The 26,953-nt window shown below is 71.3% G+C and carries 25 protein-coding genes; 8 read left to right on the top strand and 17 right to left on the bottom strand.

Annotated features, from left to right (window positions below; genetic code table 11):
* Nucleotides 1-52 precede the first annotated feature (52 nt).
* The 5 genes from L1280_RS00715 to L1280_RS15730 form a co-directional block, all read right to left on the bottom strand.
* Nucleotides 53-1,165, bottom strand: a complete 1,113-nt coding sequence (locus L1280_RS00715) for an FtsW/RodA/SpoVE family cell cycle protein (protein WP_253580088.1) — start codon at nt 1,163-1,165, stop codon at nt 53-55.
* Nucleotides 1,162-2,499 (bottom strand): UDP-N-acetylmuramoyl-L-alanine--D-glutamate ligase, encoded by a 1,338-nt coding sequence (gene murD / locus L1280_RS00710; RefSeq protein WP_253580086.1) that lies wholly within the window; start codon nt 2,497-2,499, stop codon nt 1,162-1,164. The genes L1280_RS00715 and murD overlap by 4 nt, the downstream gene beginning before the upstream one ends.
* A gap of 48 nt (nt 2,500-2,547) precedes the next feature.
* Nucleotides 2,548-3,951: a methylenetetrahydrofolate--tRNA-(uracil(54)-C(5))-methyltransferase (FADH(2)-oxidizing) TrmFO gene (gene trmFO, locus L1280_RS00705; RefSeq protein WP_253580085.1), complete on the bottom strand. Its 1,404-nt coding sequence runs from the start codon at nt 3,949-3,951 to the stop codon at nt 2,548-2,550.
* 251 nt (nt 3,952-4,202) lie between these two features.
* Nucleotides 4,203-4,997, bottom strand: a complete 795-nt coding sequence (locus L1280_RS00700) for a YdcF family protein (RefSeq protein WP_253580084.1) — start codon at nt 4,995-4,997, stop codon at nt 4,203-4,205.
* Nucleotides 4,987-6,090 (bottom strand): mechanosensitive ion channel family protein, encoded by a 1,104-nt coding sequence (locus L1280_RS15730; protein WP_305881862.1) that lies wholly within the window; start codon nt 6,088-6,090, stop codon nt 4,987-4,989. Before L1280_RS15730 ends, L1280_RS00700 begins: the two co-directional genes overlap by 11 nt.
* A 73-nt stretch (nt 6,091-6,163) precedes the next feature.
* Here L1280_RS15730 and L1280_RS00690 point away from each other — a divergent pair, with 73 nt between their 5' ends.
* Nucleotides 6,164-6,775: a DUF305 domain-containing protein gene (locus L1280_RS00690; protein ID WP_253580082.1), complete on the top strand. Its 612-nt coding sequence runs from the start codon at nt 6,164-6,166 to the stop codon at nt 6,773-6,775.
* Nucleotides 6,776-6,828: 53 nt separating this feature from the next.
* Here L1280_RS00690 and L1280_RS00685 read toward each other — a convergent pair whose 3' ends face one another.
* Nucleotides 6,829-7,137, bottom strand: coding sequence for a hypothetical protein (locus L1280_RS00685; RefSeq protein ID WP_253580080.1), 309 nt, complete (start codon nt 7,135-7,137; stop codon nt 6,829-6,831).
* A 65-nt stretch (nt 7,138-7,202) separates the two neighbouring features.
* Nucleotides 7,203-8,066, bottom strand: coding sequence for a GNAT family N-acetyltransferase (locus L1280_RS00680; protein ID WP_253580078.1), 864 nt, complete (start codon nt 8,064-8,066; stop codon nt 7,203-7,205).
* A 270-nt stretch (nt 8,067-8,336) separates the two neighbouring features.
* On the opposite strand from L1280_RS00680, the gene L1280_RS00675 reads away from it, so the two are divergent.
* Nucleotides 8,337-8,954 (top strand): DUF4258 domain-containing protein, encoded by a 618-nt coding sequence (locus tag L1280_RS00675; RefSeq protein ID WP_253580076.1) that lies wholly within the window; start codon nt 8,337-8,339, stop codon nt 8,952-8,954.
* Nucleotides 8,955-9,020: 66 nt separating this feature from the next.
* Here the strand turns inward: L1280_RS00675 and L1280_RS00670 are convergent, their stop codons facing one another.
* Complete coding sequence (locus L1280_RS00670; RefSeq protein WP_253580074.1) at nt 9,021-9,788, bottom strand: ABC transporter substrate-binding protein; 768 nt, start codon at nt 9,786-9,788, stop codon at nt 9,021-9,023.
* Between the two features lie 133 nt (nt 9,789-9,921).
* Here L1280_RS00670 and mnmE point away from each other — a divergent pair, with 133 nt between their 5' ends.
* Entirely contained in the window at nt 9,922-11,241 is a 1,320-nt protein-coding gene (mnmE, locus tag L1280_RS00665; RefSeq protein ID WP_253580072.1) for a tRNA uridine-5-carboxymethylaminomethyl(34) synthesis GTPase MnmE, read from the top strand.
* Nucleotides 11,242-11,292: 51 nt separating this feature from the next.
* Here the strand turns inward: mnmE and L1280_RS00660 are convergent, their stop codons facing one another.
* The 6 genes from L1280_RS00660 to rpoD all read right to left on the bottom strand — a co-directional run bounded on the left by L1280_RS00660 (nt 11,293) and on the right by rpoD (nt 18,572).
* Nucleotides 11,293-11,553: an M-like protein gene (locus L1280_RS00660; protein WP_253580070.1), complete on the bottom strand. Its 261-nt coding sequence runs from the start codon at nt 11,551-11,553 to the stop codon at nt 11,293-11,295.
* A 54-nt stretch (nt 11,554-11,607) separates the two neighbouring features.
* Complete coding sequence (locus L1280_RS00655) at nt 11,608-12,690, bottom strand: DUF58 domain-containing protein (protein WP_253580068.1); 1,083 nt, start codon at nt 12,688-12,690, stop codon at nt 11,608-11,610.
* Nucleotides 12,691-12,734: 44 nt separating this feature from the next.
* Nucleotides 12,735-13,748, bottom strand: coding sequence for a MoxR family ATPase (locus L1280_RS00650; protein ID WP_253580066.1), 1,014 nt, complete (start codon nt 13,746-13,748; stop codon nt 12,735-12,737).
* The gene (locus L1280_RS00645; RefSeq protein WP_253580064.1) at nt 13,745-15,256 is read right to left on the bottom strand and encodes a DUF4129 domain-containing protein; all 1,512 of its coding nucleotides are present in this window, start codon (nt 15,254-15,256) and stop codon (nt 13,745-13,747) included. The genes L1280_RS00650 and L1280_RS00645 overlap by 4 nt, the downstream gene beginning before the upstream one ends.
* Nucleotides 15,257-15,266: 10 nt before the next feature.
* The gene (locus L1280_RS00640; protein ID WP_253580063.1) at nt 15,267-16,748 is read right to left on the bottom strand and encodes a DUF4129 domain-containing protein; all 1,482 of its coding nucleotides are present in this window, start codon (nt 16,746-16,748) and stop codon (nt 15,267-15,269) included.
* 255 nt (nt 16,749-17,003) lie between these two features.
* Nucleotides 17,004-18,572, bottom strand: coding sequence for an RNA polymerase sigma factor RpoD (gene rpoD, locus L1280_RS00635; RefSeq protein ID WP_253580062.1), 1,569 nt, complete (start codon nt 18,570-18,572; stop codon nt 17,004-17,006).
* A 468-nt stretch (nt 18,573-19,040) separates the two neighbouring features.
* On the opposite strand from rpoD, the gene L1280_RS00630 reads away from it, so the two are divergent.
* The 3 genes from L1280_RS00630 to L1280_RS00620 all read left to right on the top strand — a co-directional run bounded on the left by L1280_RS00630 (nt 19,041) and on the right by L1280_RS00620 (nt 22,235).
* On the top strand, nt 19,041-20,303 hold the full coding sequence (locus L1280_RS00630) for an ABC transporter substrate-binding protein (protein WP_253580061.1): 1,263 nt from the start codon (nt 19,041-19,043) through the stop codon (nt 20,301-20,303).
* A gap of 114 nt (nt 20,304-20,417) precedes the next feature.
* A complete protein-coding gene (locus tag L1280_RS00625) occupies nt 20,418-21,371 on the top strand; it encodes a carbohydrate ABC transporter permease (protein WP_253580060.1) in 954 nt (317 codons plus the stop codon).
* A 12-nt stretch (nt 21,372-21,383) separates the two neighbouring features.
* Nucleotides 21,384-22,235: a carbohydrate ABC transporter permease gene (locus L1280_RS00620; RefSeq protein ID WP_253580059.1), complete on the top strand. Its 852-nt coding sequence runs from the start codon at nt 21,384-21,386 to the stop codon at nt 22,233-22,235.
* Nucleotides 22,236-22,313: 78 nt separating this feature from the next.
* Here L1280_RS00620 and L1280_RS00615 read toward each other — a convergent pair whose 3' ends face one another.
* Together L1280_RS00615 and lptB are read right to left on the bottom strand one after the other, a co-directional pair.
* Nucleotides 22,314-24,209: a DUF3084 domain-containing protein gene (locus L1280_RS00615; RefSeq protein ID WP_253580058.1), complete on the bottom strand. Its 1,896-nt coding sequence runs from the start codon at nt 24,207-24,209 to the stop codon at nt 22,314-22,316.
* A 15-nt stretch (nt 24,210-24,224) separates the two neighbouring features.
* Entirely contained in the window at nt 24,225-25,004 is a 780-nt protein-coding gene (gene lptB / locus L1280_RS00610; RefSeq protein WP_234009047.1) for an LPS export ABC transporter ATP-binding protein, read from the bottom strand.
* Nucleotides 25,005-25,141: 137 nt separating this feature from the next.
* Between lptB and L1280_RS00605 the strand changes: the two genes are divergently transcribed.
* Nucleotides 25,142-26,311, top strand: coding sequence for a phosphopentomutase (locus L1280_RS00605; RefSeq protein ID WP_253580057.1), 1,170 nt, complete (start codon nt 25,142-25,144; stop codon nt 26,309-26,311).
* On the opposite strand, the gene L1280_RS15775 is transcribed toward L1280_RS00605, so the two are convergent.
* Nucleotides 26,308-26,505, bottom strand: coding sequence for a hypothetical protein (locus tag L1280_RS15775; protein ID WP_253580056.1), 198 nt, complete (start codon nt 26,503-26,505; stop codon nt 26,308-26,310). The two genes, L1280_RS00605 and L1280_RS15775, sit on opposite strands and share 4 nt — an antisense overlap.
* On the opposite strand from L1280_RS15775, the gene L1280_RS00595 reads away from it, so the two are divergent.
* Complete coding sequence (locus tag L1280_RS00595; RefSeq protein ID WP_371922855.1) at nt 26,500-26,943, top strand: hypothetical protein; 444 nt, start codon at nt 26,500-26,502, stop codon at nt 26,941-26,943. The genes L1280_RS15775 and L1280_RS00595 overlap by 6 nt on opposite strands.
* Nucleotides 26,944-26,953 lie beyond the last annotated feature (10 nt).

Here is a 26,953-nt window from a genome sequence, read left to right as displayed (position 1 = left end):
CGCCACAGAAAAGGCCCCCGCGTTCTGCTGGGGCCTTCCTGCGTTGCTGCGGTCAGTCGGCCGGAACCGCCACCACGTCGGGCGAGTCCTCTCCGGCGGGCAATTGGCGGCGCACCTCGCGCATGGCACTGTGGATCACGCCCAGGGCGAGGCTCATGGTGAGCATGGAGGAAAAACCGTAGCTCACGAGGGGCAGCGGCACCCCGGTCACCGGGAAGAGGCCCGCCGCGACCGCCAGATTCACGAAGGCCTGCCCCACGATCATGAACATCGCGCCCGTGGCGAGGATGGTCGCGCCGTGGATCTCGGGGGTCATGGGTCGCACGCGGGTGGCAAGCTGCGAGACTTGCAGGGCGGTGGCCACGATGAGCCAGTAGGCGAAAAAGAGCATCGCCACGCCCAGCAGCCCGGTGGAGTAGCCCACCGTCGCCACGATCAGGTCGGTGTCGTCGGCAAAGTACGAGTAGCGCGGCCCATCCGGACCCTGCCCCCACAGCCCGCCGAAGTTGAGGTCGCGGTGGGCCTTGCCGATCTGATCCAGGCCCACCTCCGCCGTCTCCTCACGGTTCACGTGGCCGAAAAAGCGTTCGAGGATATAGGGGTGCGTCTCCAGATACTTGTTGAGGAAGGGCAGGCTCAGCAGCCCCAGCGCCAGCACGAAGCCGCTGATGTTGGTGATGCGGACCCCGGCGGCGTACATCAGGATGATGCCGAGGCCAAAGGTCAGCACCGAGGTGCCCAGGTCGGGTTCCAGAATGATCAGCAGCGTCGTGAAGACGATCATCCCTGTGGCGCTGATCAGCTTGTTCTGCACGCCCCGCCGCGAGAAAAAAGACGCCAGTTGCAGCACCAGCCCCAGCTTGGCGAGTTCGGACGGCTGAAAGCGAATCGGTCCGAACTCCAGCCAGCGCTTGACCCCCTCGCTGCCCGCCGCCCCCTGCCCGATAAAGAGGGTCAGCACCAGCAGCACCAGCGTGAAGCCCCAGAAATAGGGGGCCAGCTTCAGGAAGAAGCGGGGCCGCAGCCGCGCCACCAGAAAGGTCGCCGCGAGCGCGATCAGCGCCTTGACCCCGTGGTCCAGAATCTTTTCCGGGGAGGCCGTCGCCACCCCGATCAGCCCCAGCGTCAGCAGGATGACCTGCGCCATCACGAGTTGCAGACTCATGCCTGTCCCTCCGGCTGGGCCGCCCCCGCCAGCTCACGGGCCACCCGCGCGAAGGTCAGACCGCGCTCGCGGTAGTCGCGGAAGCTGTCGAAGCTGGTGCCCACGGGCGCGAGCAGCACGGTGCCAGACCCGCCGGGACCGCCCAGCGCCGCGAGGCCCGCCGCCGCCGCCGCCCGCAGGGTGGCCTCGCCCGTCTCGCCCCGCACGGTTTCAAAGGGGAGGTCCAGCCCACGGGCCAGCGCCTCGCCGTCCTCCCCGAAGGCGATCACGCGGGTGACTCTCCCCCGCGCGGCCTCCCGCAGGGGAGCGAGGTCGGCCCCCTTGTCGCGCCCACCCACCAGCCACGCGACGGGCGGGGCCGAGCGCTCCAGCGCGGCCTGCACCGCGAGCGTCCGGGTGGCGATGGAGTCGTCCACGAAGCGGACGTTGCCGATGCGGGCGACCGTCTCGAAGCGTCCAGAGACGGGCTGGGCGGCCCGCAGCGAGTCGGCCAGCGCGGGCACGTCCACCGGGCGGCCCAGCCGCGAGAGCAGCGCTTCGGCAGCGAGGAGGGCGGCGGCGGCGTTGGCGGGGTGCAGGCCCTCGGGCAGCTCGGAGGCGGCCAGCACCTCCCGCCCGTCCGCGAGGCTCAGGCGCCCAGGGGTGAAGGGCCGCACCTGCGCCCGCGTCGGCACGTCCAGCCCCGCCGGGACGACGAGCACGTCCTCCCCCGTCTGCCCCGCCGTGATGTTCTGCTTGGCCGCGTGGTAGGCCTCCACCGTGCGGTGGCGGTCGAGGTGGTCCACCCCCAGGTTGGTGATCACCGCGACGGGCAGGTGCAGGCCGGGCACCCGCTCAAGCTGGAAGCTCGACAGCTCGACCACCGCGACCTCGGCGTCGTCCACCACGTCGAGGAGGGGGGGATCGATGTTGCCCCCCTCGCGTGCACCGACGCCCTGGCCGCGCAGAAGGTGGGCGATCAGCACCGTCGTGCCGCCCTTCCCCGCCGTGCCCGTCACGCCCACCATCGGCAGCGCGGGGCGGGCACGGGCCGCCAGCACAACCTCCCCGATCACCTCCGCCCCCCGTCCCCGCAGCGCCAGGAGGTCCGGGTGGTCGATGGGCACGCCCGGCGCGGCGACCACCGTGTCATAGGTGCCCGCCACGTCCCCCCGCCTGAAGCCCAAGTCACCCATCAGGGCCTCGTCCTCGGCCCCCGGCCGGGCGTCGTGCCACTCGGCCTGCCGCCCCTCGCGGCCCAGAAAGCGGGCCACGCCGCGCCCGCTGCGGCCCAGCCCGTAGATCAGGATCCGTTCGTCGCCGCCCCCACCGTCATGTCCCCCGCGCTCCGTCACGCTCCTACCATAGGACAGCCGGTGATACGGAGGGGTGAATGCGCCCGCTCAGCGCAGCACAGGCAGGGCGTCTTCCTCCGGCTGGGGCACGGCGGGCGGCGTCACGCTCAGGCCCGCCTCCTCCCCCGCCCAGGCCATGAAGGCCGCGAGGCCCCGGCGGAACATGGGCGGCCGCTTCTCGCGCTTGCCCAATTTGCGGACCTTGCCACTCGGCCCTGGCTCGGGGGCAGGCAGCTCGGGCACCAGCGCCCAGTTCACGTTCATGGGCTGGAACCCCTTGGGGTTGGCGGAGGCGAGGTAGCGCGTCAGGCCGCCCAACATGGACTCGGCGGGTGGGGTCAGCGGCGCGAGGCCCAGCGCGAGCCGCGCGGCGTTCGTGCCCGCCAGCCAGCCGGTCGCGGCGGATTCGAGGTAGCCCTCGGTGCCCGCGAGCACGCCCGCGACGAACTTCTGCCCGTCGGCCCGAAGCTGGAGGGTCGAGTCCAGCACCTCCGGGGCATTGAGGTAGGTGTTGCGGTGCATCACCCCGTAGCGGACGATCTCGGCATTCTCCAGGCCGGGGATGAGTTGCACCACCGCCTTCTGGTCCCCCCACTTCAAGCCGGTCTGGAAGCCGACAAGGGACCACATTCGGCCCTCGCGGTCTTCCTGCCGCAGTTGGGCGACCGCGTAGGGCCAGCGCCCGGTGCGGGGGTCGTCGAGGCCCTTGGGCGACATGGGACCGAAGCGCGGCGTGTCCACCCCCCGGCGGGCGATCTCCTCGATGGGCATGCAGCCCTCGAAGAATTCCAGCTTTTCCCAGTCGTGTGGGGTGTGGGCGCGGGCCTGCTCCAGCGCCCCAAAAAAGCGGAGGTACTCTTCCTTGGTCAAGGGGCAGTTGATGTAGTCCGCGCTCTGCTCGTAGCGCCCAGCCCGCCACGCCACGTCCAGGTTGATGCTTTCAAAGGCGATCACGGGCGCGGCGGCGTCATAGAAACTCAGGCGCTCGCTGCCGGTCAGGCGCATCAGGTCGGCGGCGAGCGCGTCCGAGGTCAGCGGCCCGGTGGCGATCACGGCGATGCCGTCCGGGACGGCCTCGACCTCGCCGGGCACGACCTCGATGAGGGGGTGCTCGCGCACGGCCCCGGTCACTCGGGCGCTGAACTCGTCGCGGTCCACGGCCAGGGCGTTGCCTGCCGGAACGCGGCTCTGGTCGGCGGCCCCCACGATGGCCCCGCCCACCGAGCGCAGTTCGGCTTGCAGCAGCCCCTTGGCCTGCATCTCGCCCTCGCCGCCCAGCGAGGTGGAGCAGACGAGTTCGGCGAAGTTCCCGGTGCGGTGCGCGGGGGTCATCTTGACCGGGCGCATCTCATGGAGGCGCACCCGCACGCCCAGGCGGGCAGCCGCGAGCGCGGCCTCCGAACCGGCGAGCCCGGCGCCGACGACGGTGATGGTGGGGGAAGAAGCGGTCATCGGGGGGCAGTGTAGGGGACGGCGGGGAAGGGGAAAGTGGGCAGTGGTGAATGGGAAGGTCTGCACGGCCCTGATTTGCCCCTCTGCTTCGCAGCTCCGTGAGTCCGCCCCTACGGGGCAGCTCCCCTCGAAGGGAGGCTTTTGCGGGCAGCATCCCTACAGTTGCGTGCGCTTCCTGGCTCCCCTTGAGGGGACTCGTATGAGCTGCTTGCAGAACTGGCCGCGAAGCGGACTGAGGGGTGAACCCTACCTCACCGCTCCGGCGTGCCCCCCACCCCCGCCTTGACCCGCGAGAGTCCCTCGTAGAGCAGGGTCCGCACGGCCACCAGGCGGTCATAGGGGGAGGGCAGCGTCATGTCGAAGCGAGTCTCCCCGGCGGGCACGCTGACGGCCTCCACCCCACCCGAGTCCACCAGCCGGGCCGCGCGGCGTGAGTGGCTGGGAGAAGTCACGACCAGCACGCGACCCCACCCCCGCGCCCGGGCGAGGTCGCGGACACGGGCGGCCTCGTCACGGGTGGTCGTCACGCGGCGCAGGGTGACGACCTCCGGGCCGCCCTGGGGGTACAGGGCGCGGATGTGGGCACGTTGGAGATCGCTCTGGCGCGCGCAGCTCGCCGGGCCGAGAAGGTCGGACTGCTCGGAAACCGTCAGTCGGGGCGCGTACCCGGCCCGCCACAGCTCCAGCCCGCGCACCAGCCGCGCGAGGCTGTGGGGGTCCAGCGTGCCCGTCCCGCACTGCACCCCCGCTCCCAGGACCACGATGGCGTCGGCGCGGACGGGGGGCTGCGAGAGCACCAGCCCGGCAAGGGGAGCGCGGAGCACCGGGGTCAGCAGGCACGCGGCAAAGACGGCGGCCACGACGCCCGACCCCACCCGCAGCCCCCGCCGCGACGGGGCGAAAGCTCCCGCCACCCCACCCCCCAGCACCAGCGCGAGCAGCAGCGGGACCGTCCCCCGAATCTCGCCCAAGTAGGCGGCCAGGACGGCCAGGGCCGCGCCAATCGCTGCCCCCTCCAGCACCCCCCGCCCGCGCTCAGTCGGCATGGGCCTCCGGCGCCGGGTCAAGCTGCACCCGCATTCGGGGGTACGCCACCTCCAGGCCCGCTGCGTCCAGGGCGGCGCGGGCGGCCTCCAGCACCCGCATCCGGGTCACCGGGTAGCTCTCCACCTCCTCTGCGTCAATCCAGAAACGCAGCAGCAGGCGCACCCGGCTTTCCTCCAGCTCCTGCACGAGCACGGCGGGCGGGGGGTCGGCCAGCACACCGGGGAAGGTCTGGAGGAGCGGCAGCAACGCGGCCCGTGCCCGCTCCACGCCGCCCTCATAGGCGACCCCCAGCGGGATGTTGAGCCGCAGCCGCCCGCCCACCGTCAGGTTCTCGACGACTGCGCCCGCCACGTCCTTGTTGGGGATGCTGACGTACTCACCGTCGCGGGTGCGCAGCCGGGTGGTCCGCAGGGTGAGGCTGGCGACCTGGCCCTCGTGGTTCTCGGTGCGAATCCAGTCCCCGATGCGAAAGGGGCGGTCGAGCAGCAGCGTGACCCCGCTGATCAGGTTGGCGAGGATGTCCTGCGCGGCGAAGCCCACCGCCAGCCCCACCACGCCGAGGCCCCCCAGAATGGGCAGCAGGTCGATACCGAACTGCGCCGAGACGAGGTACACGCCCAGCAGCACCCACACCGCCCGCGTGAGATTGCGGGCCAGCAGCCGCAGGCTGGCGTCGAGGTCGAGGCGGTCGGCCTCTGCCCGCAGCAGGTGCGACACCAGACTCCAGCCCACGAACAGCAGCAGCAGCAGCAGGTAGGCCCGGAACACCGGGCGGCTCCAGTCTGACAGCCCCGGAAACAGCGCCCCCACTGACAGCACCACCAGCAGCCCGAAGGTCAGCCGCAGCACCGTGCGCAGGAGCCGCCCGACCGTGGCCTGCGCGTCTGCCCGGACCAGCCGCCGCACCAAGGCCTGCCCCGCCCGCGACGCCAGCCGGAAGACCAGGGCGTAGACGAAGATCAGTCCCAGCGCGATCAGGGCATTCGCGCCGTAGGCGGCCAGCGCCCGCTCCACCTCGCGCCAGGTGTCCAGCAGCGCCGCCCACAGCGCGTCCAGCCCCAGAAGCTGCGAGGTGTTCACGTCGCCCGTCATGGGGCGAGTCTACCGGGCCAGGGAAAACGGCCGGGGACCACCGCCCCCGACGCCCCTCCCTATACTCCCGGCCATGACCCGCCGACCCGCCCTCATCGCCGCACTCGCCCTGGCCGCCGCGCTGCTGGCCGTCGCGCTGGCGCTGACTTCGCGCTCCGGCACCCCAGCCGAGAGCAGCACGGAGGTGCGCTTCGTGCGCGAGATGACCCAGCACCACGCGCAGGCCGTGGATATGGCGACCCGGTTGCGCGAGCGCACCGACGACCGCACCCTGCGCTCGCTGACCCTCGACATCGTGCTCTCGCAGCAGGAGCAGATCGGGCAGATGCGCGGCTGGCTGACCCTCTGGGGCCTGCCCTGGGGCGGCGAGGGCATGAGCGCCGAGCACGCCCGCAGGATGGGCATGGCGACCCCCGAGGAGCTGAACCAGATCGACACCCTGCCCGTGCAAGGCGCCGAGGCCCACTTCCTGCGGCTGATGATCCGCCACCACCAGGGCGCCCTGAGCATGGTCGAACCCGCCCTCGGCAACGGGATTCGCCCGGAGGTCCGCACCCTCGCCCGGCAGATTCAGGCCACCCAGGGCGGCGAGATTCGCCTGATGGAAGACCTGCTGCGCCAGCGCGGGGAGGACCTGCCGCCCCCACCGGACGCGGCGCAGGGCGGGGCACACGAGCACCACTAAGGGCCAACGAGACGGACGCGGAGAAGTGACTTCCGCGTCCGTCTCCCCCCGTCTTACTCGTCGTCCCAGTCCAGCCCCAACCCCCGCCCCTCCCGGCGTTCCTTGCGGCGGGCCTGCTTGCCCGACTTCTTCTTGGGGCGGGGAGGGAGTTGCAACTCGTAGGTTCGCGTGGGGTCGCAGGGGGTAGGCTGCTCGCCCAGCCGCTCACCGGGGTCGGCAGTGCGGAGGTTGCCCGCCGGGTGCAGGTGCCGTCCCGCGCAGTAGGGGCACTCGTCCACCACCCAGAACATCAGCCGGGTGCCGGGCAGGTCGCGCAGCGTCACGTAGGCGGGCCGGGGGCCTTGGCGGTCGCGTTTGCCCATAGGGGGTCAGGCTAGAGGAGGTGGGACGGGGGGAATGTGGGGGAGCGCGGACGGCCGAACGCCCCCTACGCCTCGCCCTCCGTGTCGTCCCGCAGGTACGTCACCACCGAGCGGCAGTGGGTCAGGCCCGCGTGGGCGTACAGGGCGCGGGCGGGGCGGGCGTGGTCGTGGGCGCGGGCGCGGAGGGTGCGCAGTTCGGGAAAGGCGGCGGCCTCGGCGGCGGCGAGCGCCAGCAGCACCCGCCCCAGCCGCTGGCCGCGCTCGGCGGGATGAACGGCGAGGTAGGTCAGGTCGGCCCGCGACGCTTCGGGGTTCAGCTCCAGCTCAGCGAAGCCCACGGGCTGCCCGCCGCGCGTCAAGGCCACCAGCCGCACGTCGTCGCGGGCGAAATGGGTCTGCAACTCGGCGTCGGTCCAGTCGAGGCGCTCGGACCAGGCGTCCTCGGCGGCGCGGTACAGGGCGCGGTAGGCGGCGGGCGTGAGGTGATCGGTCGCCGCGTAGCCCTCCGGCACGCGGGCCTGCCGGGCGAGGTCGGGCACACGCGCCGTGTAGAAGTCGGTGGTGTGCATGGGCGTGAAGCCGCACGCTTCGAGCGCCTCCCGCGCGGCGAGGTTGTCGCGGGCGGCAAAGGCGTACACCGGCAGCCCATCGGCCCGCTCCACCGCCCGCGCGAGCAAGCCGGGCAGGTCGCCTTCCCCCAGCGGGCCTTCGAGCACCAGGCCGTCCCGGAAGGGCGCCAGGCCGCAGTAGGCCTCCACCGCCCCGTCGAGGCCCTCGGCCACCAGGCACACCCGGTCCTCGCACTCGCCGCGCAGCTCGTGCTCGTCGCGGGCGTCGGGGGCGAAGACCTCACGCTCGGGGGCGTCGTCCATCCAGGCCAGCAGGGCCAGCACGTCGGGGGCATCGGTCGCTTGCATGGGGCGAATCATGGACAGACCTCCGGAGGGGCGGGGGGGCGGGGAGCCGGGGCGGGCGGTGGAGATGACGCTCAGCCTAGAAAGTGGCGCCGCTCACGTCTGCCCGGTCCCTCACCCCGCGCCCCGGCCCGCGCGTGCTATGCTCCGGCTATGCCCTGAAGCAGGGTACGACGCCTTCCTTCCCCACCAACACGCCAGACGTGTGGACGGGGACGTTTTCGTTTAAGGGGGCGGCGTGACCCTGGCCCCCCCGCCCCAGAAGGCCGACGGGAGGTTGCCCCCATGACCAAATCCCCCGACCCCAAACCGCGCCCCCAGACGGGCGGCACCGACCTGCTCTCCTTGCGGGCGCAGCTTGCCCGCGCGGAGAAGGCCGCCCGCCGCGCCCCGACGCCGCCCCCCGCCCGGCCCGAGAACCTGCGCCTCAAACCCGTCAAGCCCCAGCGCGAGGTCGAACTGGCCGGGGTGGACACCAGCGAGCACAGCCTCTCGCGGGCGCATGCCCGGCTGCGCGACGCCGTATACGAGGGCAAGTATCACCTCTGCCCCCACGCCATCGGGCACGCCCGCGCGGAGGGCTTTCTGGAGCACGACATCATTCAGGTGCTTGTGGCCGGGCGGGTGCGGGCCGTGTACCCCGAGGACCGCCGCTGGCTGGTGTGCGGCTATTTCGAGGCCTGCGGGGTGGCGCTGCCGCTGCACGTGGTGGTGGAGCACGCCCACGACGGCTACCTCGACGTGGTGACGGCGTTCGTTCCCAAGCAGCCCCACCACATCATCTCCCGCGCCCGCCTCGCCGTGATGCTGCGCTACGACGACGAAAAAATCAGGACACGCACCGCCACGCCGGGGAACAAGCCGGGCAACCGCAGCAAGGGGAAGTGGAAGAAGGGGGCTTAAGGCCACCCCACGCGGGGGCGAGCGGGGTCGGGAACACTCCCAGCCGCTCGCCCCCCTCCCTTGGAGTCAGCAGCGCACGTCCTGACCGAAGTACTTCTGGCTGAGCTGGGCGTACGTGCCGTCCTGCATCAGTGCCTTGAGCGCCCCGTTCACGGCCAGGCGCAGGTCGCCGTTCCCCTTGGCGAGGGCGAGGCCGACCTGCTCTTTCCAGAGGGTGTCCCCCATGACGAGGTTGGCCTTGGAGTAGGTCTTGAGCGCCCCCAGCGCCGCGAAACGGTCGGTCACGACGGCGTCGACCTTGGCGGTGGCGGCCGCCTGAATGGCCGCCTGGGAGCTGGGGTACACCTGCACGCTCTTTTCGAAGGGGAGCTTGCGCAAAAAGCCGAAGTAGGTGCTGCCCGCCTCGGCCCCCAGGGTCTTGCCCGCGAGCGCCTTGCTGGTCAGCGGCCCGCCCCGGCGGGTCAGGATGACGCCGCCCGTGCAGTAGTGGGGGGTGCTGAAATCCACCGTCTGGAGCCGCGTGCTGGTGATCGCGTGCGAGGCGATGACCACGTCAATCTCGCCGGGGCGGGCCGCGAGGTCGCGCAGCAGACCGTCGAACGGCCGGATAACCCACTCGGCCCGGAGGCCCAACTTGCGGGCGACCGCTTCCCCGAGTTCCACCTCGAACCCGGTGGGCTTGCCGCCCTGCAAAAAGTTGAACGGCTCGAAGTCGGCGCTCGTCGCCAACTTCAGGACGCCGCTCGTTTTGACCGCGGCCAGGGACCGGGCCTGGGCGGCGGAGGGCAGGGCGGCCAACAGGGCCGCGGCGATCAGGACAGGACGTGGGCGCATGCAAACCTCCAAGGGGTTGAGCTGAACTGTGGGAGGAGTGTGCGGCGGGGGCCATCACAGCCCTGTCACAGCCTGGGCCGGAGGCCGGGCGCGGCCCCAAACCCGCCCCTTCGCCCCTGCTACCCTCTCCCCCGTGACCCGCCTCGGCTTATCGGACACCATCGCCGCCATCGCCACCGCCCCCGGCCACGCGGGGGTGGGCATCGTGCGGGTGAGTGGGCCAAGCGCCCTGCGGGTGGCCGACGGCCTGTTCCGGGGGCGCGGGCAGCCCAGCCGGACGGGGGGCGGGCGCTTCCTGTACGGGGAATTCGTGGCGGAAGGCGGCGAACGGCTGGACGACGGCCTGTGCCTCGTCTTCCGGGGGCCGCACTCGTACACGGGCGAGGACGTGGCCGAGTTCCAGACGCACGGCAGCCCGGCGGTGCTCTCGCGGCTGCTCGCGCGGGCGCTGGACCTCGGGGCACGGCCCGCCCGGCCCGGTGAATTCACCCTGCGGGCCTACCTCGCCGGGCGGCTCGACCTCGCGCAGGCCGAAGCGGTGCTGGACCTCGTCAACGCGGGCACCGACACCGCGCGGCGGCAGGCGGCGCTGGGGCTGTCGGGGGCGCTGGGGAACCGCGTGGACCGCATCGCGGCGGCCCTGACCCGTACCCTGGCCGCGATTCAGGCGATGCTGGACTACCCCGAAGAAGGTGTGCCCGAGGAGGAACGAGCCGCGCCGCTCGCGCAGGCAGAAGCTGACCTCGCTGCACTCGTCGCCACGGCCCGCGCCGGGCAGGTCGCCACGCGGGGGGCACGGCTGGCGCTGATCGGGCGCCCCAACGCGGGCAAGAGCAGCCTGCTGAACGCGCTGCTGGGCTACGAGCGCTCCATCGTGACGCCCATCCCAGGCACCACCCGCGACTATCTGGAAGCGCAGCTCTCGCTCGCCGGAGTGCCCGTGACCCTGGTGGACACGGCGGGCCTGCGCGAGACGGCCGACGAGGTGGAGGCGGCGGGCGTGCGTCAGGCGGTCAGCCTCGCGCAGGGGGCCGACCTCGTGCTGGCGCTGGAGGACGGCAGTCTGCCCCGCGAGGCACTGCCGGTGGACCTGCCGCCGGGGGCACGGGTGATCCGCGTGCGAACGAAGGCCGACCTGCCCGCCGCCTGGGAGGACGCCGGGGCACTGGCGGTGAGCGCCGTGACGGGCGCGGGCCTGCCCGAATTGCGGGATGCCATCCACGCTGCCCTCCTCGGGGACGCGGCGCGGGGCGAGGCGTGGCTCACCACCGAGCGCCAGGCCGACGCCGCCCGGCGGGCGCTGGCGCACGTCCAGGCCGCCCGCACCCTCCCCGACGACCTCGCCGGGTACGAGCTGGAAGAAGCCCTGCGAGCTCTGGCCGAACTCACGGGCCGCGACGTGTCGGAAGACGTGGTGGACGCGGTGTTCCGGAACTTCTGCGTGGGGAAGTAGCCCCCAGCAAAAAACACCCGGCACTCAGGCCGGGTGCTGGGGGCTGGACGTTCAGCCCTGCTCGGTGTCCTCGGAGGTCTCGTCGCCGGGAATCGTGCTGGCGGGGTCGCTGGCGATCATGCTGCCCTGCGAGGCCACGTCCTGCTTGTCCAGCCCGCGTTCCTCGAACTCGTCGGCGTTGCGGGCCTCGGCTCGGGCGTCCTTGAGGGCGTCGCGGCGCTCGTCGGTGCGGCCCATGAACTGGAGGTCCACGTTGCTGATTTCTTCTTCCGTCTTGGGCACGTCGTTGGTGTGGTCATCAGGTCCGGTCATGGAATTACGCTAGCAGGGCACTTACGGGCGCGGGCTGAGGCTCCCTTTAGCGATTCAGGCCCCCAGCCGCAGCACGCTCTGGTTGCCGCGCAGCACGAACACCAGCACGCCCACCTCCGCCAGAATCCCGGCGCGGCGTTCCAGATCGCGCACCGTGTCGGGGGCACCGACCCACTGGCGACGCGGGTTCTCGCCGGGTTCGAGGTAGAAGCCCTCGGGGATGGCGACGATAGCGACCCGGCTGGCGCTCGCCCGCGCCTTCATCGCCCCCTCGACGAGTTCGGGCGGCGCTTTCTGGGTCAGCACGATCAGGTTGCCCCCCGCGCGGATGGGCGGGATGACGAGGGGCGTGCCCACCACGCGGGGGTCCTGCGGCTCCAGCCGCGCCAGCAGCCGCAGGGCCGCCCGCAGCGCCTCCGGAGTACGCCCGCTGGGGGTCGCCCCGGCGGGCGTCGCCACGCTGACGGGCAGGTCGAGGGCCAGCGCTTCCTGAATCAGACTGCTCGCCAGCCGCACGGCGCTGTTCACGAACACGTCGGTGCCAGAGGTGTCCACGAAGACGGTCAGGCTGCTCGCGGCGGTGCGGTCGAGTTCGCGCACGGTGAGGTCGCCGCTGCGGGCCGAGAGCCGCCAGTGCACCCGCCCCGGCGGGTCCCCGGATACGTAGGGCCGCGCCCCCCGCAGGCTGATGGGGTCTTCAAGGCCCAGCGTGCGCGAGAGCTGGCCCTCGCTCAGAAGCGGACGCAGCAGGTCGGGCAGCACCAGCCCGTGCGTGCCGGGGTAGACCTCAATCACGGCGGGCACGTTCATCGGCACGGAGCGCCAGAACAGCCCCAGCGGGTCAGCCCAGCGCAGGGTGCCGCCCGGCCACGCGTACTCGCCCCGGCGGTTGAGCAGCAGCGAGCCGTCGAGTTCGGTCACCGTCTGCCCCAGCGTCAGCCCGCCCGCCGTGAGCACCTCGCTGGAGACCACCGAGAGGGGCGTGGGGTCCTCCACAATCACGCGCAGGGGCCGCCGGGTGTCGATCTCGATGCGGACCCGGTACGGGACGCGGGTGCCTTCGAAGCCCTGGCCGGGAACCTCGCGGGTCAGCCGGACGGTGGGCGGCTTGCGTCCCAGGAACCACGCCAGCGCCACGCCCAGCAGCAGCGCGGCCAGAACCAGTCCCAGCGCCGCGAGGTTCAGACCGCCCCCGCCGCCTGAGCCCCTGCCAATTGGGCCGGATCAGCCGGGACAGGCTCGGCCCGCAGCACCTCTGCAACCACGCTCTCGGGGGGCGTTCCGGCCAGCCGCGCCTCAATTCGCAGACTCAGACGGTGGCTCAGGACTGCCGGGGCCGCCGCCTTGAGGTCGTCGGGAACCACAAAGGCCCGGCCGTCGAGCGCCGCAAGTGCCTGCGCCACCCCTTGCAGGGCGAGGCTGGCGCGGGGACCGCCGCCCAGCGCGACCTGCGGGTGCGAACGGGTGCGGGCGGTCAGGGCCGCCGCGTAGCGCCGCAGCTCGTCCGACACGCGCACCGCCTTGACTGCCGCCCGCGCCGCGAGGAGGTCTTCCGGCGTGCTCACCGGCCCCAGCGTGTCGATGGGATGCGCCCCCTGAAGGCGGCCCAGCATCTGCACCTCCTCCTCCAGGGAGGGGTAGCCCACCGACAGCTTGAGCAGGAAGCGGTCGAGCTGCGCTTCCGGCAATCGGTAGGTGCCCTCGTGCTCGACCGGGTTCTGGGTGGCGATCACCACGAAGGGCTGCGGCAGGCGGTGGGTCACGCCGGACTCGGTGACCTGCCCCTCGCCCATCGCCTCCAGCAGCGCCGACTGGGTCTTGGGGGTGGCGCGGTTGATCTCGTCGGCGAGCAGCAGGCCGGTGAAGATCGGGCCGGGCACGAACTCGAAAGTCCCGGTCGCGGGGCGATACACGCTGACCCCGGTCACGTCGCTGGGCAGCAGGTCGGGCGTGAACTGCACCCGGCGGAAGGTCAGGCCTAGGCTGGCGGCGAGCGCCCGGGCCAGCATCGTCTTGCCGGTGCCGGGCGCGTCCTCGAGCAGGATGTGCCCCCCGGTCAGAATCCCGGCGAGGGTCAGGCGGGTGACCCCCTCCTTGCCCACGAGGACGCGGGCCACGTTGTCTCCCACAGCGCGGGCGAATCTTCCCACGGCGGCGAGGTCGGCGGGCGGGGTCGGCAGGTCAGCGTGGGTCATGGGGTCTCCTGGGAGGATGAGTCGGGGGCGTCAGGCAAGTTCAGCGGGCGGTACTCGGCGCTGAGGGCGGCGATGTCACGGGCGGCGGCTTCGGCCCGGTCGGCGTCCTCGTCGGTCACGCGGCCGCCGTAGCGCACCGGGGCGTAGGCAGTGACCAGCGTGCCCAGCGGGGCGGCGAGGTCGGGGAGGTTCAGGCTGGCGCGGGCCGCATGCTCGGCGGGCGTCTCGGACGGACCGCGCCCCAGTCCCGCCGTGCCCAGCGCCGCCTGCGCCGAGCGGTAAGCCAGCCGGACCCGGTGCAGGGCTTCGGGGTGAGGGGTGGAGGGGGAACCGTCCTCGCCCTTCTCGCCGTCGTCCCCTTCCTCCTCGGGAGAGCGGCGCAGCTTCCAGGCCAGAAACAGGATGGCGATGGAGAGGAGGACGGCGGACGCGAAGGCAATGCGGTTGAACCAGGAAGCAAACGCCAAGCCCCAGCCCGGCGCGGACTCGCCCGTCGTCTCTCCCGTTCCCATTCCACCCTCTCCTGCGGGTGCAGACGGCGCCGCCCCCGGCCCACCCGAGCTGCCAGCCGTCATGCCGTAGAACAGCAGCATGGCCCCGAGCAGCAGCATTCCGGCCACCGCCGCGACCTCCCACCAGTGGAGGCGGCGCGGCCCGTCCACCACGCGCTTGGGCAGTCGCCATAGCAGGAAGATCACCGACATGAGGAGCAGCATCCCGCCCAACAGCACGAGGTCGGCGCCGGGAAGCTGTACGCCCGTCTGCACGGCCCCTGCCGGGAGGGGTCCGCTGGGTGCGCGTTGGCGCACGACCGTGCCTTCCGACATGGACTCCGAACTGCCCACAGGAGCTTCCCCCCGTTGTCCCGCCCCCATTCCCCCCTCCAGCGAGAACGTGGACTGCGGCTGTGGTCCTAGTGCCAGTGTCCCCAGCGCGAGTGCTCCGGCCAGCACACCACCCACAAGGGCGGCGTTCCACACGGCGCGGCCCGAACCCGTCAGGCGGCGGGCCGGGCGCTCCTCCCGTCCGGTGGAGCCCAGGGCACACAGCAGCAGCGCCAGCAGGCCCAGCCCCAGCCCTGCCGGGAGGCCGAAGACCGGGCTGGGAGCCAGCCCCAGCACGCCCGGCAAGAGCAGCAGGGCGAGCCACACGGCCCCGGCGGGACGGCCCACTTCCAGAAGGTTCAGGCCGATGTGCAGCACCGCCGCCGTCAGCACCACCGGCAAGAAAAGGGCGGCATAAGCCAGAATCGCCCCGATCGCGTTTCCGCCCCCATCCCCCACCCCGGCCAGCAGCGGCAGCGCGGTGAGACACGCAGCCGCAAGCAGCAGCGGCACCCGCACGATCTCGGCAGCTTGGTCGAAGCGGATCAAGAGCAGCACGGCGAAAAAGGCCAGCACCCCCCACCACGGCAGCCATGAGGTCGCCACGAAGGGCGCGGCGAGCAGCAGCCACGAACGGTCGAGGCGCAGGGGCCGCCGGGCGGGGGGGGCAGGGAGAGTCGTCATGCGGGGAGCCTTAGCCTAGCGCGGGACCGCCCGCGCCGGGAGCAGACATGGGGCGGGCCAGCCGGGCCACCGTGCGGGCCGCCGCCTCAGCCTGCTCCGCGCCTTCCTCGGAGGGCGACAGGCCGTAGCGGACTGGGGTATACGCGGCCAGAAGCTGCCGCAGCGGGTCGGCCAGGTCGGGCCTGTCGTCCGCGACCCGTGCGGCGTGTTCGGCGGGCGTCTCGTTCGGAGCGCGGCCTAGGCCCACCCGCGTCAGCGAGGCCAGGGCCGAGCGGTAGGCCCGCCGAACCCGGTGCAGGGCGGTGGTGTCCTCCGGGGTGGGGGTGGGCAGAGGCTCCGGGCCGTCTTCTTCCGGCCGGGACGGGCGGGTCAGGTGCCAGCCCACCCAGACCAGCGCCGCAGCGGCGAGCAACAGCACGGCGAACGCCACGTTGTTCATGGTGTTCAGCCACTCCTGTTTCTGGTAGGGGCGGATGCTGCCGCCACCCTGCGAACTCAGGAGGCCAGCGGGGCCGACCTCGCCCAGCTTGTTGTAGCCCCCAGGGGGCGAGAGGGCTCCCGGTTCCCCGGTCAGCGAGCCCAGCACCAGCAGGCTGCCCGTGAGCAGCAGTCCCGACAGTGCCGCAAGCTCCCACCACCTGGGGCGGCGCCCCCGACTGCGCGGCCCCCGCGAGCGCCACATAATCCATACGACGGCCAGCATGACCAGCAGGCCACCCAGGATCACCTTGTCGTTATCGAGATTCCTGCCCTCGACCGGGGCATAGCGCCTCGTCTGATTGGACCCTAACCCCTGGGCGTAGCGGTTCTCGCCGTTCATCCCGAGTTGACGTTCAAACTCGAAGTCCCCGCCAATTCGTGCCTGCACCCGCGACAGCCCCCTGCGGTCAGCTTCCCAGGCGGGTGGGGTGGGCAGCGGCAGGCTCAGCACCGTGAGCAGCGCGGCCGAGCCTGCCCCGGCGACCAGGAGCCACCGCAGCGCCGCCCCCTGCCCGCTCAGAGGCCGCAGCGCCCGGTCTTCCGGCCCCGGTGCGCCCAGCACGGCCAGCAGCAATGCGAACAGGCCTACTCCCAGCCCCAGCGAGAGCCCCAGACCCCCTCCGAACAGGGCCGCCCCCAGCAGCAGCATGCCCAGCACTCCGGCACCCAGGAACCGCCGCCCCCCCTCCAGTGACCGCAGTCCAGCATGCAGGAGCGCCACGCCCAGCAGCATGGGAAACGCCGTTCGCGCCGCCGCCACCAGCCCAGTGAAGTCGGATGCGGCCAGCAGGCCCGGCACGCTGCTCAGCCCCGCCAACAGCAGCAGGAGCAGCAGCCGCGCTCCTGCCGCCGGACGCCCCGGACGGGTCAGCACGAGCACGGCGAAGCTGCCCCCCACCAGCCACAGCGGCCAGCCTGCCAATCCCAGCAGAGGAGCTGCGAGCAGCAACCACGAGCGGTCAAAGGAGCGGGGGCGGGGGGGTGAACGGGAGGGATCGGCGGTCATCGTCATGGGTGGCCTCCGGGTGGGTGGGGCGAAGGGGACGAGCGCTTTGGCCGCGTCAGCCCCCTGGTCGGCGGTGCTCGGTCATTTCAGTACGCGGACCGCCGCGCAGGCGTTCCGCATCCCCGGACGAGGAAAGTATGGAGATCTGTCCCCAGGGTAACAGCACCCGCCCCAGCGTGTGGCCGAGTTTGCGTGCCCCACGCCAAAGCCCCCGCCACGGGGACGGGGGCCGAAGGGGCAGGAGTTGGAACGGGCGGGGGTTCAGTCCAGGAAGTCGCGCAGCTTGCGGGTGCGGCTCTCGTGGTACTTGAGCTTACGCAGCGCCTTGTTCTCGATCTGGCGGATGCGCTCGCGGGTCACGTTGAAGCGCTGGCCGACTTCCTCCAGCGTATGCTCGCGGCCGTCCACCAGTCCCTTACGGAACTTCAAAACCATCGCCTCGCGCTCGGTGAGCTTGGAGAGGGCCTTTTCCAGTTCCTCGGAGAGCAGGGTCTTGGCCGCGTTGTCCACCGGGGAGTCGAGGTTCTCGTCGGGGATGAAGTCGCCGTAGAACGAGTCCTTCTCGTCACCGATGGGGGTTTCGAGGGAGACGGGCTCCTGGCTGACCTTCTGCACCTCCTCGACCTTGTTGGCGTCCCAGCCGGGACCCATCGCCTCGGCGATCTCCTCGTAAGTGGCCTCGCGCGAGAGTTCCTGCTGAAGCTGGCGGGCGGTGCGGGTGAGCTTGTTGATCGTCTCGACCATGTGGACCGGAATGCGGATGGTCCGGGCCTGGTCGGCGATCGCGCGATTGATCGCCTGGCGAATCCACCACGTCGCATAGGTCGAGAACTTGTAGCGGCGGCGGTACTCGAACTTCTCGACCGCGCGAATCAGGCCCTGGTTCCCCTCCTGAATCAGGTCGAGGAAGCCCAGCCCGCGCCCGGTGTACTTCTTGGCGATGGACACCACGAGGCGCAGGTTGGCCTCGATCAGCCCCTGGCGGGCGGCGGCGCCGTCTTCCATCTGGCGCATCAGGCGGCGACGCCCGCGGTCGTCGAAGGTGTCACCTTCCTCCTCCAGCCGCTTGCGGGCTTCTTCGCCCTCCTCAATGCGGCGGGCGAGCGCGATCTCCTCCTCGAGGGTCAGCAGGGGCACCCGGCCAATCTCGTGGAGGTACTGCCGCACCGGGTCGTTGGACACGGCGCGGGGCATGTCGTCGAAGTACTTCTCCTCGTCGTCGGTGTCGGCGGCGGCGGTGGCGGCCGGGCCTTCAGTCTCCTCGTCGAGGTCGTCGTCCTCGTCCTCGCCCTCGTCCTGCACCTCAATCTGCTGCGCGGCGAGGAAGAGCTGCATGTCCTCGAAGGCTTCCGCGCTCTCGGGGTCGAGGCCGGAGGCTTCGAGGGCCACCGACAGCGCCGCCGCGATCTCCTCGCTTGTGAGGACGCCCGCCGCCTTGCCCACCTTCAGCAGTTCCTGAATGGAGGGGTGCGCGTAGTAGGGCTTGTCGGCGGGAACGGCAACGGCGGTTCCCTTGGCGGCGGGCGCGGCCTTGCTCGCCGCCGGGGCCTTGCCCGCCTTGCGGGGCGCGGGGGCCGCCTTCTCGGCCGTCTCGGCAGGAGCCGCCGCCTCGGGAGCGGGCGCGGCCTTTTTGCGGGCCGGGGCCTTCTTCGGTGCGGGAGTGGGGGCCGCTTCGGCCTCGGCGGTGGGGGCCGGGGTGGCGGCGGCCTTGGGCCGGGGCGCCTTGCGGGTCTTGGGGGCGGCGGGGGTGACGGCCCCGGCCACTTCGGGGGCCGGAGCGGCGGGCGCGGAAGCCTTGGTGCGGGCGCGTGCTCGGGTGGGTTCTGCCATGCGGACTCCTAGGGCGCCGGGGCCGGTGCGGGGAGAGGCCGAAAGGTGGCCACGGCCGGAAAACTGGCGGCGGGAGAGAAACGATAGAGGAAAACTCGGCGCCTGTGGCCAGTGTGGCTGAAACCCCAGAGAGCGCCGGGGGCCTGAAACGGGTCAGTCTAGCAAAGACCCCCCAGCTCCCCGGAAGCCGCCTCACGGTCGGGCGGCAGCCCCGCAGGGGAATCACAGGTACGCGCCCCGGTCCAGAACAGTTCCCGGCCCCTGGCCCGGCACGTCCCTTCCTTGGCTCCCGCCGTTCCTGGAATCAACAGGACTCCTGCCCCCGACGAAGGACGATTGACACCCCCAGCCGGGGGCAGTAGCCTTCGGGGTACCGACAACGTCTGTTCTGGAACCGCTTCCGCACCGGAAGCCCGTGCGCTGCCGAGGGGGTGGCTCCGGCAAGTTCCAGGCAGCGGAGGGAGAACCATGAAACGAGTGCTTGCCAGCTTGAGCCTGACCCTCGCCTGCGCCGCCGTGAGCCAGGCAGGGGCCGTGACCCTGACCTTTGCGTGCGACTCGGTGGGCCAGGGCTTTGACGAGTGCAAGAAGGGCGCCGACGCCTGGGCCAAGCAGACGGGCAACACCGTCCGGCTGATTCAGGTGCCTAAGGAAACCGACCAGCGCCTCGCCCTGTACCAGCAGCAGCTCGGCGCCCGCTCGGCGGACGTGGACGTGTACATGATCGACGTGGTGTGGCCGGGCCTGATCGGCCAGCACCTGCTCGACATGAAGAAGTACATCCCGGCGGCGGAGATCAACCGGCACTTCCCGGCCATCGTGCAGAACAACACCATCGGCGGCAAGCTGGTGGGCATGCCCTTTTTCACCGACGCGGGCGTGCTGTACTACCGCACCGATCTGCTGAAGAAGTACGGCTACACCAAGCCCCCCAAGACCTGGAACGAACTCGCGACGATGGCCCAAAAGATCCAGGCGGGCGAGCGCAAGACCAACTCCCGCTTCGTGGGCTTCGTCTTCCAGGGCAAGAACTACGAGGGCCTGACCTGCGACGCGCTGGAGTGGATCAGCTCCTTCGGCGGCGGAACCATCGTGGATTCCAGCGGCAAGGTGACGGTCAACAACGCCAAGACCGTGCAGGCGCTGCAAGCGATCCAGGGGCTGGTGGGCACCGTGGCGCCGCAGGCCGTGACGACCTACGGTGAGGAAGAAGCCCGCAACGTGTGGCAGGCCGGGAACGCGGCCTTTATGCGCAACTGGCCCTACGCTTATGCGGCCGGACAGGAAAAGGGCAGCGCCGTGCGCGGCAAGATCGGCGTGGCGGCCCTGCCTGCAGGCCCCGGCGGCAAGCCCGCCGCAACGCTGGGTGGCTGGCAGCTCGCCGTGAACGCCTACTCCAAGAACCCCAAGGAAGCCGCCAGCCTGGTGCAGTACCTGACCGGCGTGCAGGAGCAGAAGCGCCGCGCGGTGGAAGCCAGCTACAACCCCACCATCGCTTCTCTGTACAAGGACAAGGACGTGCTCAAGGCCGTGCCCTTCTTCGGCAGCCTGTACGACGTGTTCACCAACGCGGTGGCCCGCCCCGCGACCGTGACCGGCAGCAAGTACAACCAGGTCAGTGACGCCTTCAGCACCGCCGTCTACAACGTGCTGACCAAGAAGAGCGCTCCTGGCCCGGCCATGAAGACCCTCGAAGGCCAGCTCAACCGCATCAAGGGACGCGGCTGGTAAGACCCGCGCGGGCGGCGCCGCGAGTCCCGCCGCCCCCGGAGTCCGGGTGCCCCCACTCACGGGGCACCCTTTTTGCTTTCCCGCTCCTCTCCCCTGCCCCGCGAGGTGCCTCCGATGACCACTCCCCTTCCCTCCCGCCCCACGGCGGCCCCCGCACGGCCGGGCCGGGGCCTGCAAGCCAGCCGCACCCGCGTGGCGCTGCTGCTGCTCGTGCCCATGCTGCTGGTGCTGGCCGCCGTCGCCGGGTACCCGCTGCTGCGGACGATCTACCTGTCGTTTACCGAGTACAACATCCTGACCGACCCGGCCCCGAGGTGGATCGGGCTGGGCAACTACTGGTTCACCACCGAAGACGGCACCGGGCTGGGCGTGCTGCAAATTCCCGAGTGGTGGCAGTCGGTGTGGAACACGGTCAAGTTCACCGTGGGCAGCGTGCTGCTGGAAACCGTGCTGGGGCTGGCGTTCGCGCTGATCATCAATTCCAAGATCCGGGGCCGGGGCCTGCTGCGCACCGCGATTCTGGTGCCCTGGGCGATTCCCACCGTGGTGAGCGCCCAGATGTGGAACTGGATGTACAACGACTCGTTCGGGATCATCTCGGACTGGGGCCAGCGCCTAGGCTTCTTGCAGGCAGGCCAGTCCTTCCTGAGCAACCCCGACACGGCGCTCGCCGCGCTGATCGCGGTGGACGTGTGGAAGACCACCCCCTTCATGGCGCTGCTGCTGCTGGCGGGGCTCCAGACCATTCCCAGCGACATGTACGAGGCCGCCGACGTGGACGGCGCGAACAAGTGGACCCAGTTCTGGCGGCTGACCCTGCCGCTGCTGACGCCCGCCCTTCTGGTCGCGCTGATCTTCCGCACGCTGGACGCGCTGCGGGTGTTCGATATGCCTTACATCGTGAAGGGGAACGCCCCGGAGACGATCACCATGAGCATCTATGCCCGGCAGGAGCTGATCCTGAACTCGCAGTTCGGGTTCGGCAGCGCGATCAGCGTGCTGATCTTCCTGATCATCATGGTGTTCACGGCGATCTACGTGACCAGCCTGCGCGTGAAGTTCGACTGAGGGGGTGAGGGCATGAATTCCAAAAATCCGCTGGTCCGCACCGTCACCCTGGTTCTCTTCTGGCTGGTCGTGGCGGTCGTGCTGTTCTACGTCCTCTTTCCCTTCTACTGGGCGATCAAGACCAGCCTGACGAGTTCGGCGCGGCTCTCGGCCGAGGCGCTGCAGTGGTTTCCCAGCGTGCCGAGCTTTCAGAATTTCCGGGACGTGTTCACCGGGGCTCCTTTCGGCCGCAACCTGCTCAACAGCGTGGTCGTGGCGACGGGCACGGTGCTGCTGAGCCTGCTGCTCTCGGTGTTGGCGGCCTATGCGCTGGGCAAGTTCCGCTTTCAGGGCAAGACCATCCTGATGTACCTGATTCTGGCGGTGAGCGTCTTTCCGCAGATTGCGGTGCTGTCGGGGCTCTACACCATGATCCAGACCTTTGGCCTCTACAACTCGTGGGGCGGGCTGATCCTGTCGTACATGATCTTCACGCTGCCCTTCACGGTGTGGACGCTGACCGCCTTCGTGCGCGAGATTCCCACCGAGTTGGAGGAAGCGGCTTACGTGGACGGCGCCTCGCCGCTGCAAACCTTGTTCCGGGTCCTGCTCCCGGTGATGACCCCAGCGCTGGTCACCACCGGCCTGCTGGCCTTTATCAACGCCTGGAACGAGTTCCTGTTCGCGCTGACCTTTACCACCGACGCCTCAGCGGCGACGGTGCCGCCCGCCATCGCCAACTTCACCGGGGCGTCGCAGTACGAGAGCCCCTTCGGGCTGACGATGGCCGCCTCGGTGATCGTGACGATTCCGCTGATCATTCTGGTGCTGGTGTTTCAGCGCAACATCGTTTCCGGGCTGACGGCGGGAGCGGTGAAGGGCTAAGAGAAAGTTCGAACTAGAAGCCGCCTCCGATGTGGGGCGGCTTCTTCTTGGTTCAGGCTTTGGAGCGGCGCAGCGGGCTCACGGCAGCACCGGATACAGGTCCACCCGCCCGCCCGGCCGCACGTCCTCGCGGGCGGCGATGGCGACGGCGGCGCTCTGACCGGAGCGGCTGCCCAGGCGGGTCAGCAGGTCCACGAACTCGTTGACGCCCAGCCCGCCGTTGGTGATGTATTCGGCAGGCACGCCCCGGGTGGTGAGGTGGATGACCGTGTCCTGCACGAGGTCCTGAACCTGGTTCTGGACGGTGCGGGGGTCGCCCAGCGTGACGGTCGCCCGCCGGATGGTCTGCCCGCCCCGGTACAGGACGGTGTTGGGGCGGGCGGCGCAGGTGAGGTCGACCGGGAAGCCCACCGCCGTGTTGTTCGCCGCGCGGCACTGCACGAAGGCGCTCGCGTTCAGCCCGCGCAAGCTGATTTCCAGGCGTTCGCGGGCCGCCGCGTTCAGGCGGGCGGGCGGCGTTCCCTTGGCTCCCCGGCCCGCCGCCGCCGCCGCCGCGCTTTGCAAGAAGGCGTCGAGATTCCGCACCCCTGGCACGACCCCCGCGTACACGAGGTCGTTTTTCGGGTAGGCGAGGTCGGCGCTGCGGCTGGCGCTGAGTTCGTCGCGGGCGCTGGAAAACTCGTCCTGAAGGCGGTCGAGGCTGCTGCGGGCGCTGGCGAGGTCGCGGCCGAGCGTCTCATTGGCGGCCCGCAGTTCGGCCTGCTGGGTCCGCAGGCTGGCGAGTTCACGGGCCGCCGCGTCGCGGTCGGCCACCAGCCGGGCACGCTCGGCGGCCAGCGTGTCGCGCTCGCGGGCCAGGGCGTCCCGTTCGCGGGCGGCGCCGTCGCGTTCGCGGGCGAGGCGGTCGCGCTCGGCGACGACCTCGTCGCGCTGGCGGGTAGCGGCGTCGCGGGCGGCGACGGCGGAGGCGCGGGCCTGCACGGCGGCGTCCCGTGCGCGGGCGGCCGCGTCCCGCTCGCCCTCCAGGCGGTCACGGGCGGCGATCAGGGTGCGGCGCTCGGCGGCGAGGCGGTCGCGGGCCTGCTGGGCCTGGATACGGGCGGCCTCGGCCTGGGCACGGCCCGCCTCGGCCGCGGCACGGGCCTGACGGGCGGCGTCTCGCTCGCGGGTGGCCGCGTCGCGCTGGGCCTGCACCCCCTCGCGGGCGGCTTCCAGGGCCTCGACCTGACGGTTGAGCACAGTCACGCGCGACTGCGCGGCCTCGGCCCGCGTCTGGGCAGCGTCGGCGCGGGCCTGAGCTTCCCCGGCGGCAGCCTCGGCTTGGGCAGCGCGGCGGTCAAGGGCGGCGACCTCGCTCCCCAACGTCTCCACCTGCGTGTTCAGGGCGCGGGCACGCTCGCGGCTGTCGGCAAGCCGGGTCTCGGAAGCCTCCAGAGCGGCGCGGCTCTCCTCGGCGCGGGCCTCCAGGGTGCGGCCCAGGGCGGTGAGTTCGGTCACCCGCGTTTGCAGGGTGCGGGCCTGCTCCTGGGCACGGGCGCGGTCGGCCTGGGCGGTGTCGCGGGCCTGCTGGGCAGTCCTCAGCGCCCCCTGCGCCTTTTCTAGACTGGCCTGCGCCTGCGCCCGCTCCTGCTGAAGGGCCTGGGCCGCCCGCCGCGCCTCATCGCGCTCGCGCTGGGCAGCCTTCAGCTCGGCCTGCACGCCCTCGACCTCCTCACGCAGAGCGTTGATCTGGGGCCGAAGCTGATCGGCCTGCGCGATGGTATTCACGGCCGAGCGGTTCAGCAGCAAGAAGGCCCCCAGGCTCGCCGCGCTGATGCCCATGCCCGCGAGCACGGCCACGACGAGCGCGGTCGTCTTGGGCCGCAGCCCAAAGAGGCGCAGGTGCTTGCGCCCCACCCTGCGGGCGATGGTGTCGGCCGAGTAGGCGACCACGCCCGAGAGCAGCACCACGAAGGGCAGAAACAGCCACAGCACGTGCTCTCACTCCCCCTACAGTTCGAAGTCGTCGCCGAGGTAGTGGCGGCGGGCGTCCTCGTCGGCCCCGAACTCCTGCGGGGTGCCCTCGAACTTCACTTCCCCGTCGAACATCAGGTAGACGCGGTCGGTCAGCGCGATGGTCTCGCGCACGTTGTGGTCGGTGATAAAGACGCCGATGCCCCGGCGGTCGCGCAGTTCGCGGATCAGGCGTTGAATCTCGCGGATGCTCTTGGGGTCCACCCCGGTAAACGGCTCGTCGAGAAGCAGGTAGTCGGGGTCGGTGGTCAGGGCGCGGGCGAGTTCCAGCCGCCGACGCTCGCCGCCGGAAAGCTGGTAGGCGTAGTTTCCGGCAAGTGCCGTCAACCCGAACTCGGCCAGCAGCGCGTCGGCGCGGGCCTCCTGCTCGGCGCGGGGAAGGCCCTGGTATTCGAGGATGGCGAGCAGGTTGTCCCGTGCGGTCAGCTTGCGAAAGGCGCTGGGTTCCTGCGGCAGGTAGCCTAGTCCCAGCCGCGCCCGCTCGTGCATGGGCAGCCGGGTCACGTCACGGTCCCCCAGCAGGATTCGGCCCCCGCCGGGCCGAATAAAGCCCACCAGCATGTAGAAGGTGGTCGTCTTGCCCGCCCCGTTCGGCCCGAAGAGAGCCACGATCTCGCCAGGCCGCACGATGAAGTCGGCCCCGCGCACCACCGCCCGCCGCCCGTAGCTCTTGCGCAGGCCCTCGGCCCTCAGCTCGGGGCGCTGAAAGTCGATCTGGACGCCGTGCGGGACGGAAAGGGGGGCAGGCGCGGTCACGTCTGCGAGCGTAGCACGGGGGTCATGGGAGCGGGGGTGAGGGGGGCGACGAAGGGGCAGAAGGCGAGGCGGGGGTGCGCCGTCCGTACAACTTGGCGGGGGCGCCACCTTCCCCTCCCCCGCCGTACACTACCCCCATGCTCCTGACCCTCATCGTTCTGGATTCTGTCGGCGTGGGCGAGTTGCCGGACGCCGCCGCCTTCGGGGACGCGGGTGCCCACACCCTCAACCACACGCTCACGGCCGCGCCCGCCCACCTCCCCAATCTCGCGCGGCTGGGGCTGTCGCGCATCCCCACCGTGCAGACCTCGCCGGGGACGGTTCCGGCGGGCGAGGTGACGGGCGCCTTCGGGCGGATGCGCGAGGTCAGCCCCGGCAAGGACACCTCGACCGGACACTGGGAGTTCATGGGGGTGCAGCTTCAGCACGCCTTTCAGGTCTTTCCCGACGGCTTTCCCCCCGCCGTGATGGACCGCTTCGACGCGGCGACCGGGCGCGGGCACCTGTGCAACCGGCCTTACAGCGGCACCGACGTGATTCGGGACTACGGGGAAGAACACCTCCGCACCGGCTCTCCCATCGTGTACACCAGCGCCGACAGCGTGTTCCAGATCGCCGCGCACGAGGATGTGGTGCCGCTGGAGACGCTGTACGCGTGGTGCGAGGCGGCCCGCGAAATCTTGCAGGGCGAGTTCGCGGTCGCGCGGGTGATCGCCCGGCCCTTCCGGGGGGAGCACCCCTTCGAGCGGGCGAATGAGCACCGCAAGGACTATTCGCTGGTGCCCCCGCGCACCGTGCTGGACGCGCTGAAGGACGCCGGGCGCGACGTGGTGGGCATCGGCAAGATTCCCGACATCTACGCGCACCAGGGCTTCACCGAAGAGATTCACACCGACAACAACGCCGACGGCATCCAGAAGACGCTCGCGCGGATGCGCCAGGGCGGGAACGGCCTGATCTTTACCAATCTCGTGGACTTCGACGCCAAGTTCGGCCACCGACGTGACCCCGCTGGGTACAGCGCGGCGCTCGCGGAGTTCGACGCGGCGCTGCCGGAGCTGCTGGCCGCCGTGCCGGAGGGCGGGGCGCTGCTCCTCGTGTCCGACCACGGCAACGACCCCACCTGGCACGGCACCGACCACACCCGCGAACACGGGCTGCTGCTGGGCTGGCACCCCGGCCTGACGGGGGCGGTGGACCTGGGCGAGCGGGCCACCTTCGCGGACGTGGGGGCGACCGTCGCCGCCGCGCTGGGGGCCGAGTGGGATGGGCCGGGTGAGAGCTTCTGGACGCGGCTGAAGGACTAACCCCGCCCGAAGCCGCCCCGGCCTTCCGCCCCGGCCCCGAGCAGTTCAGCCTCACGCTGCTGCTGGGCGGGCGCTTCGCGGGGTCGCAGGAGTGGACGCTGCACCCCGAACGTGGGGCGCTGGTCGCGCGGGTGGAAACCGAGTTCGGCGGAGTACTCCCCGAGCTGCGGCGGGTGCAGCAGAGCCGGATGCACCCTCGGCTGCTCACCAGCCTGCATTATGCGGAGGGTGACGGGCGGAATCGGGCCAGTTTCGAGACGACCTTCGACCGCCGCAGCGGGCTGGTCACGCTGAGGCAGGGCCGCGACGAGGCCACCGCGCCGCTGACCACCGAACATCACGACCCCGTCTCGCTGCTGGTGTGGCTGCGCGGGCTGGAAGAGGTCGAGCGGGCCACCGTGCAGATGGCGGGGGGACACGTGCTGGTGCAGCGGCTGCCCGACACGGCGGTGGGGGACATCCCCGCCCGCGTCTACCTGCTGCGGCCGGGCGGGGCGTATGTGTTCGTGGAGGCCGCGCCGCCCCACCGCCTGCTGCGCCTGATTCAGCCCACCGATTTCGGGTCGTTGGAGGCCGTGACCGAGCCGCCCAGAAAGCCGCAGCCCGAGCGCCGCCGACGGCGGGCGGGTTAGGCAGCCCTGG

The organism is Deinococcus sp. HSC-46F16 (genome assembly GCF_024171495.1).
In the GTDB taxonomy this organism is placed as follows: domain Bacteria; phylum Deinococcota; class Deinococci; order Deinococcales; family Deinococcaceae; genus Deinococcus.
The sequence above is the reverse complement of the archived record's forward strand: the minus strand, read 5'-3'. Positions and strand labels throughout refer to the sequence as shown.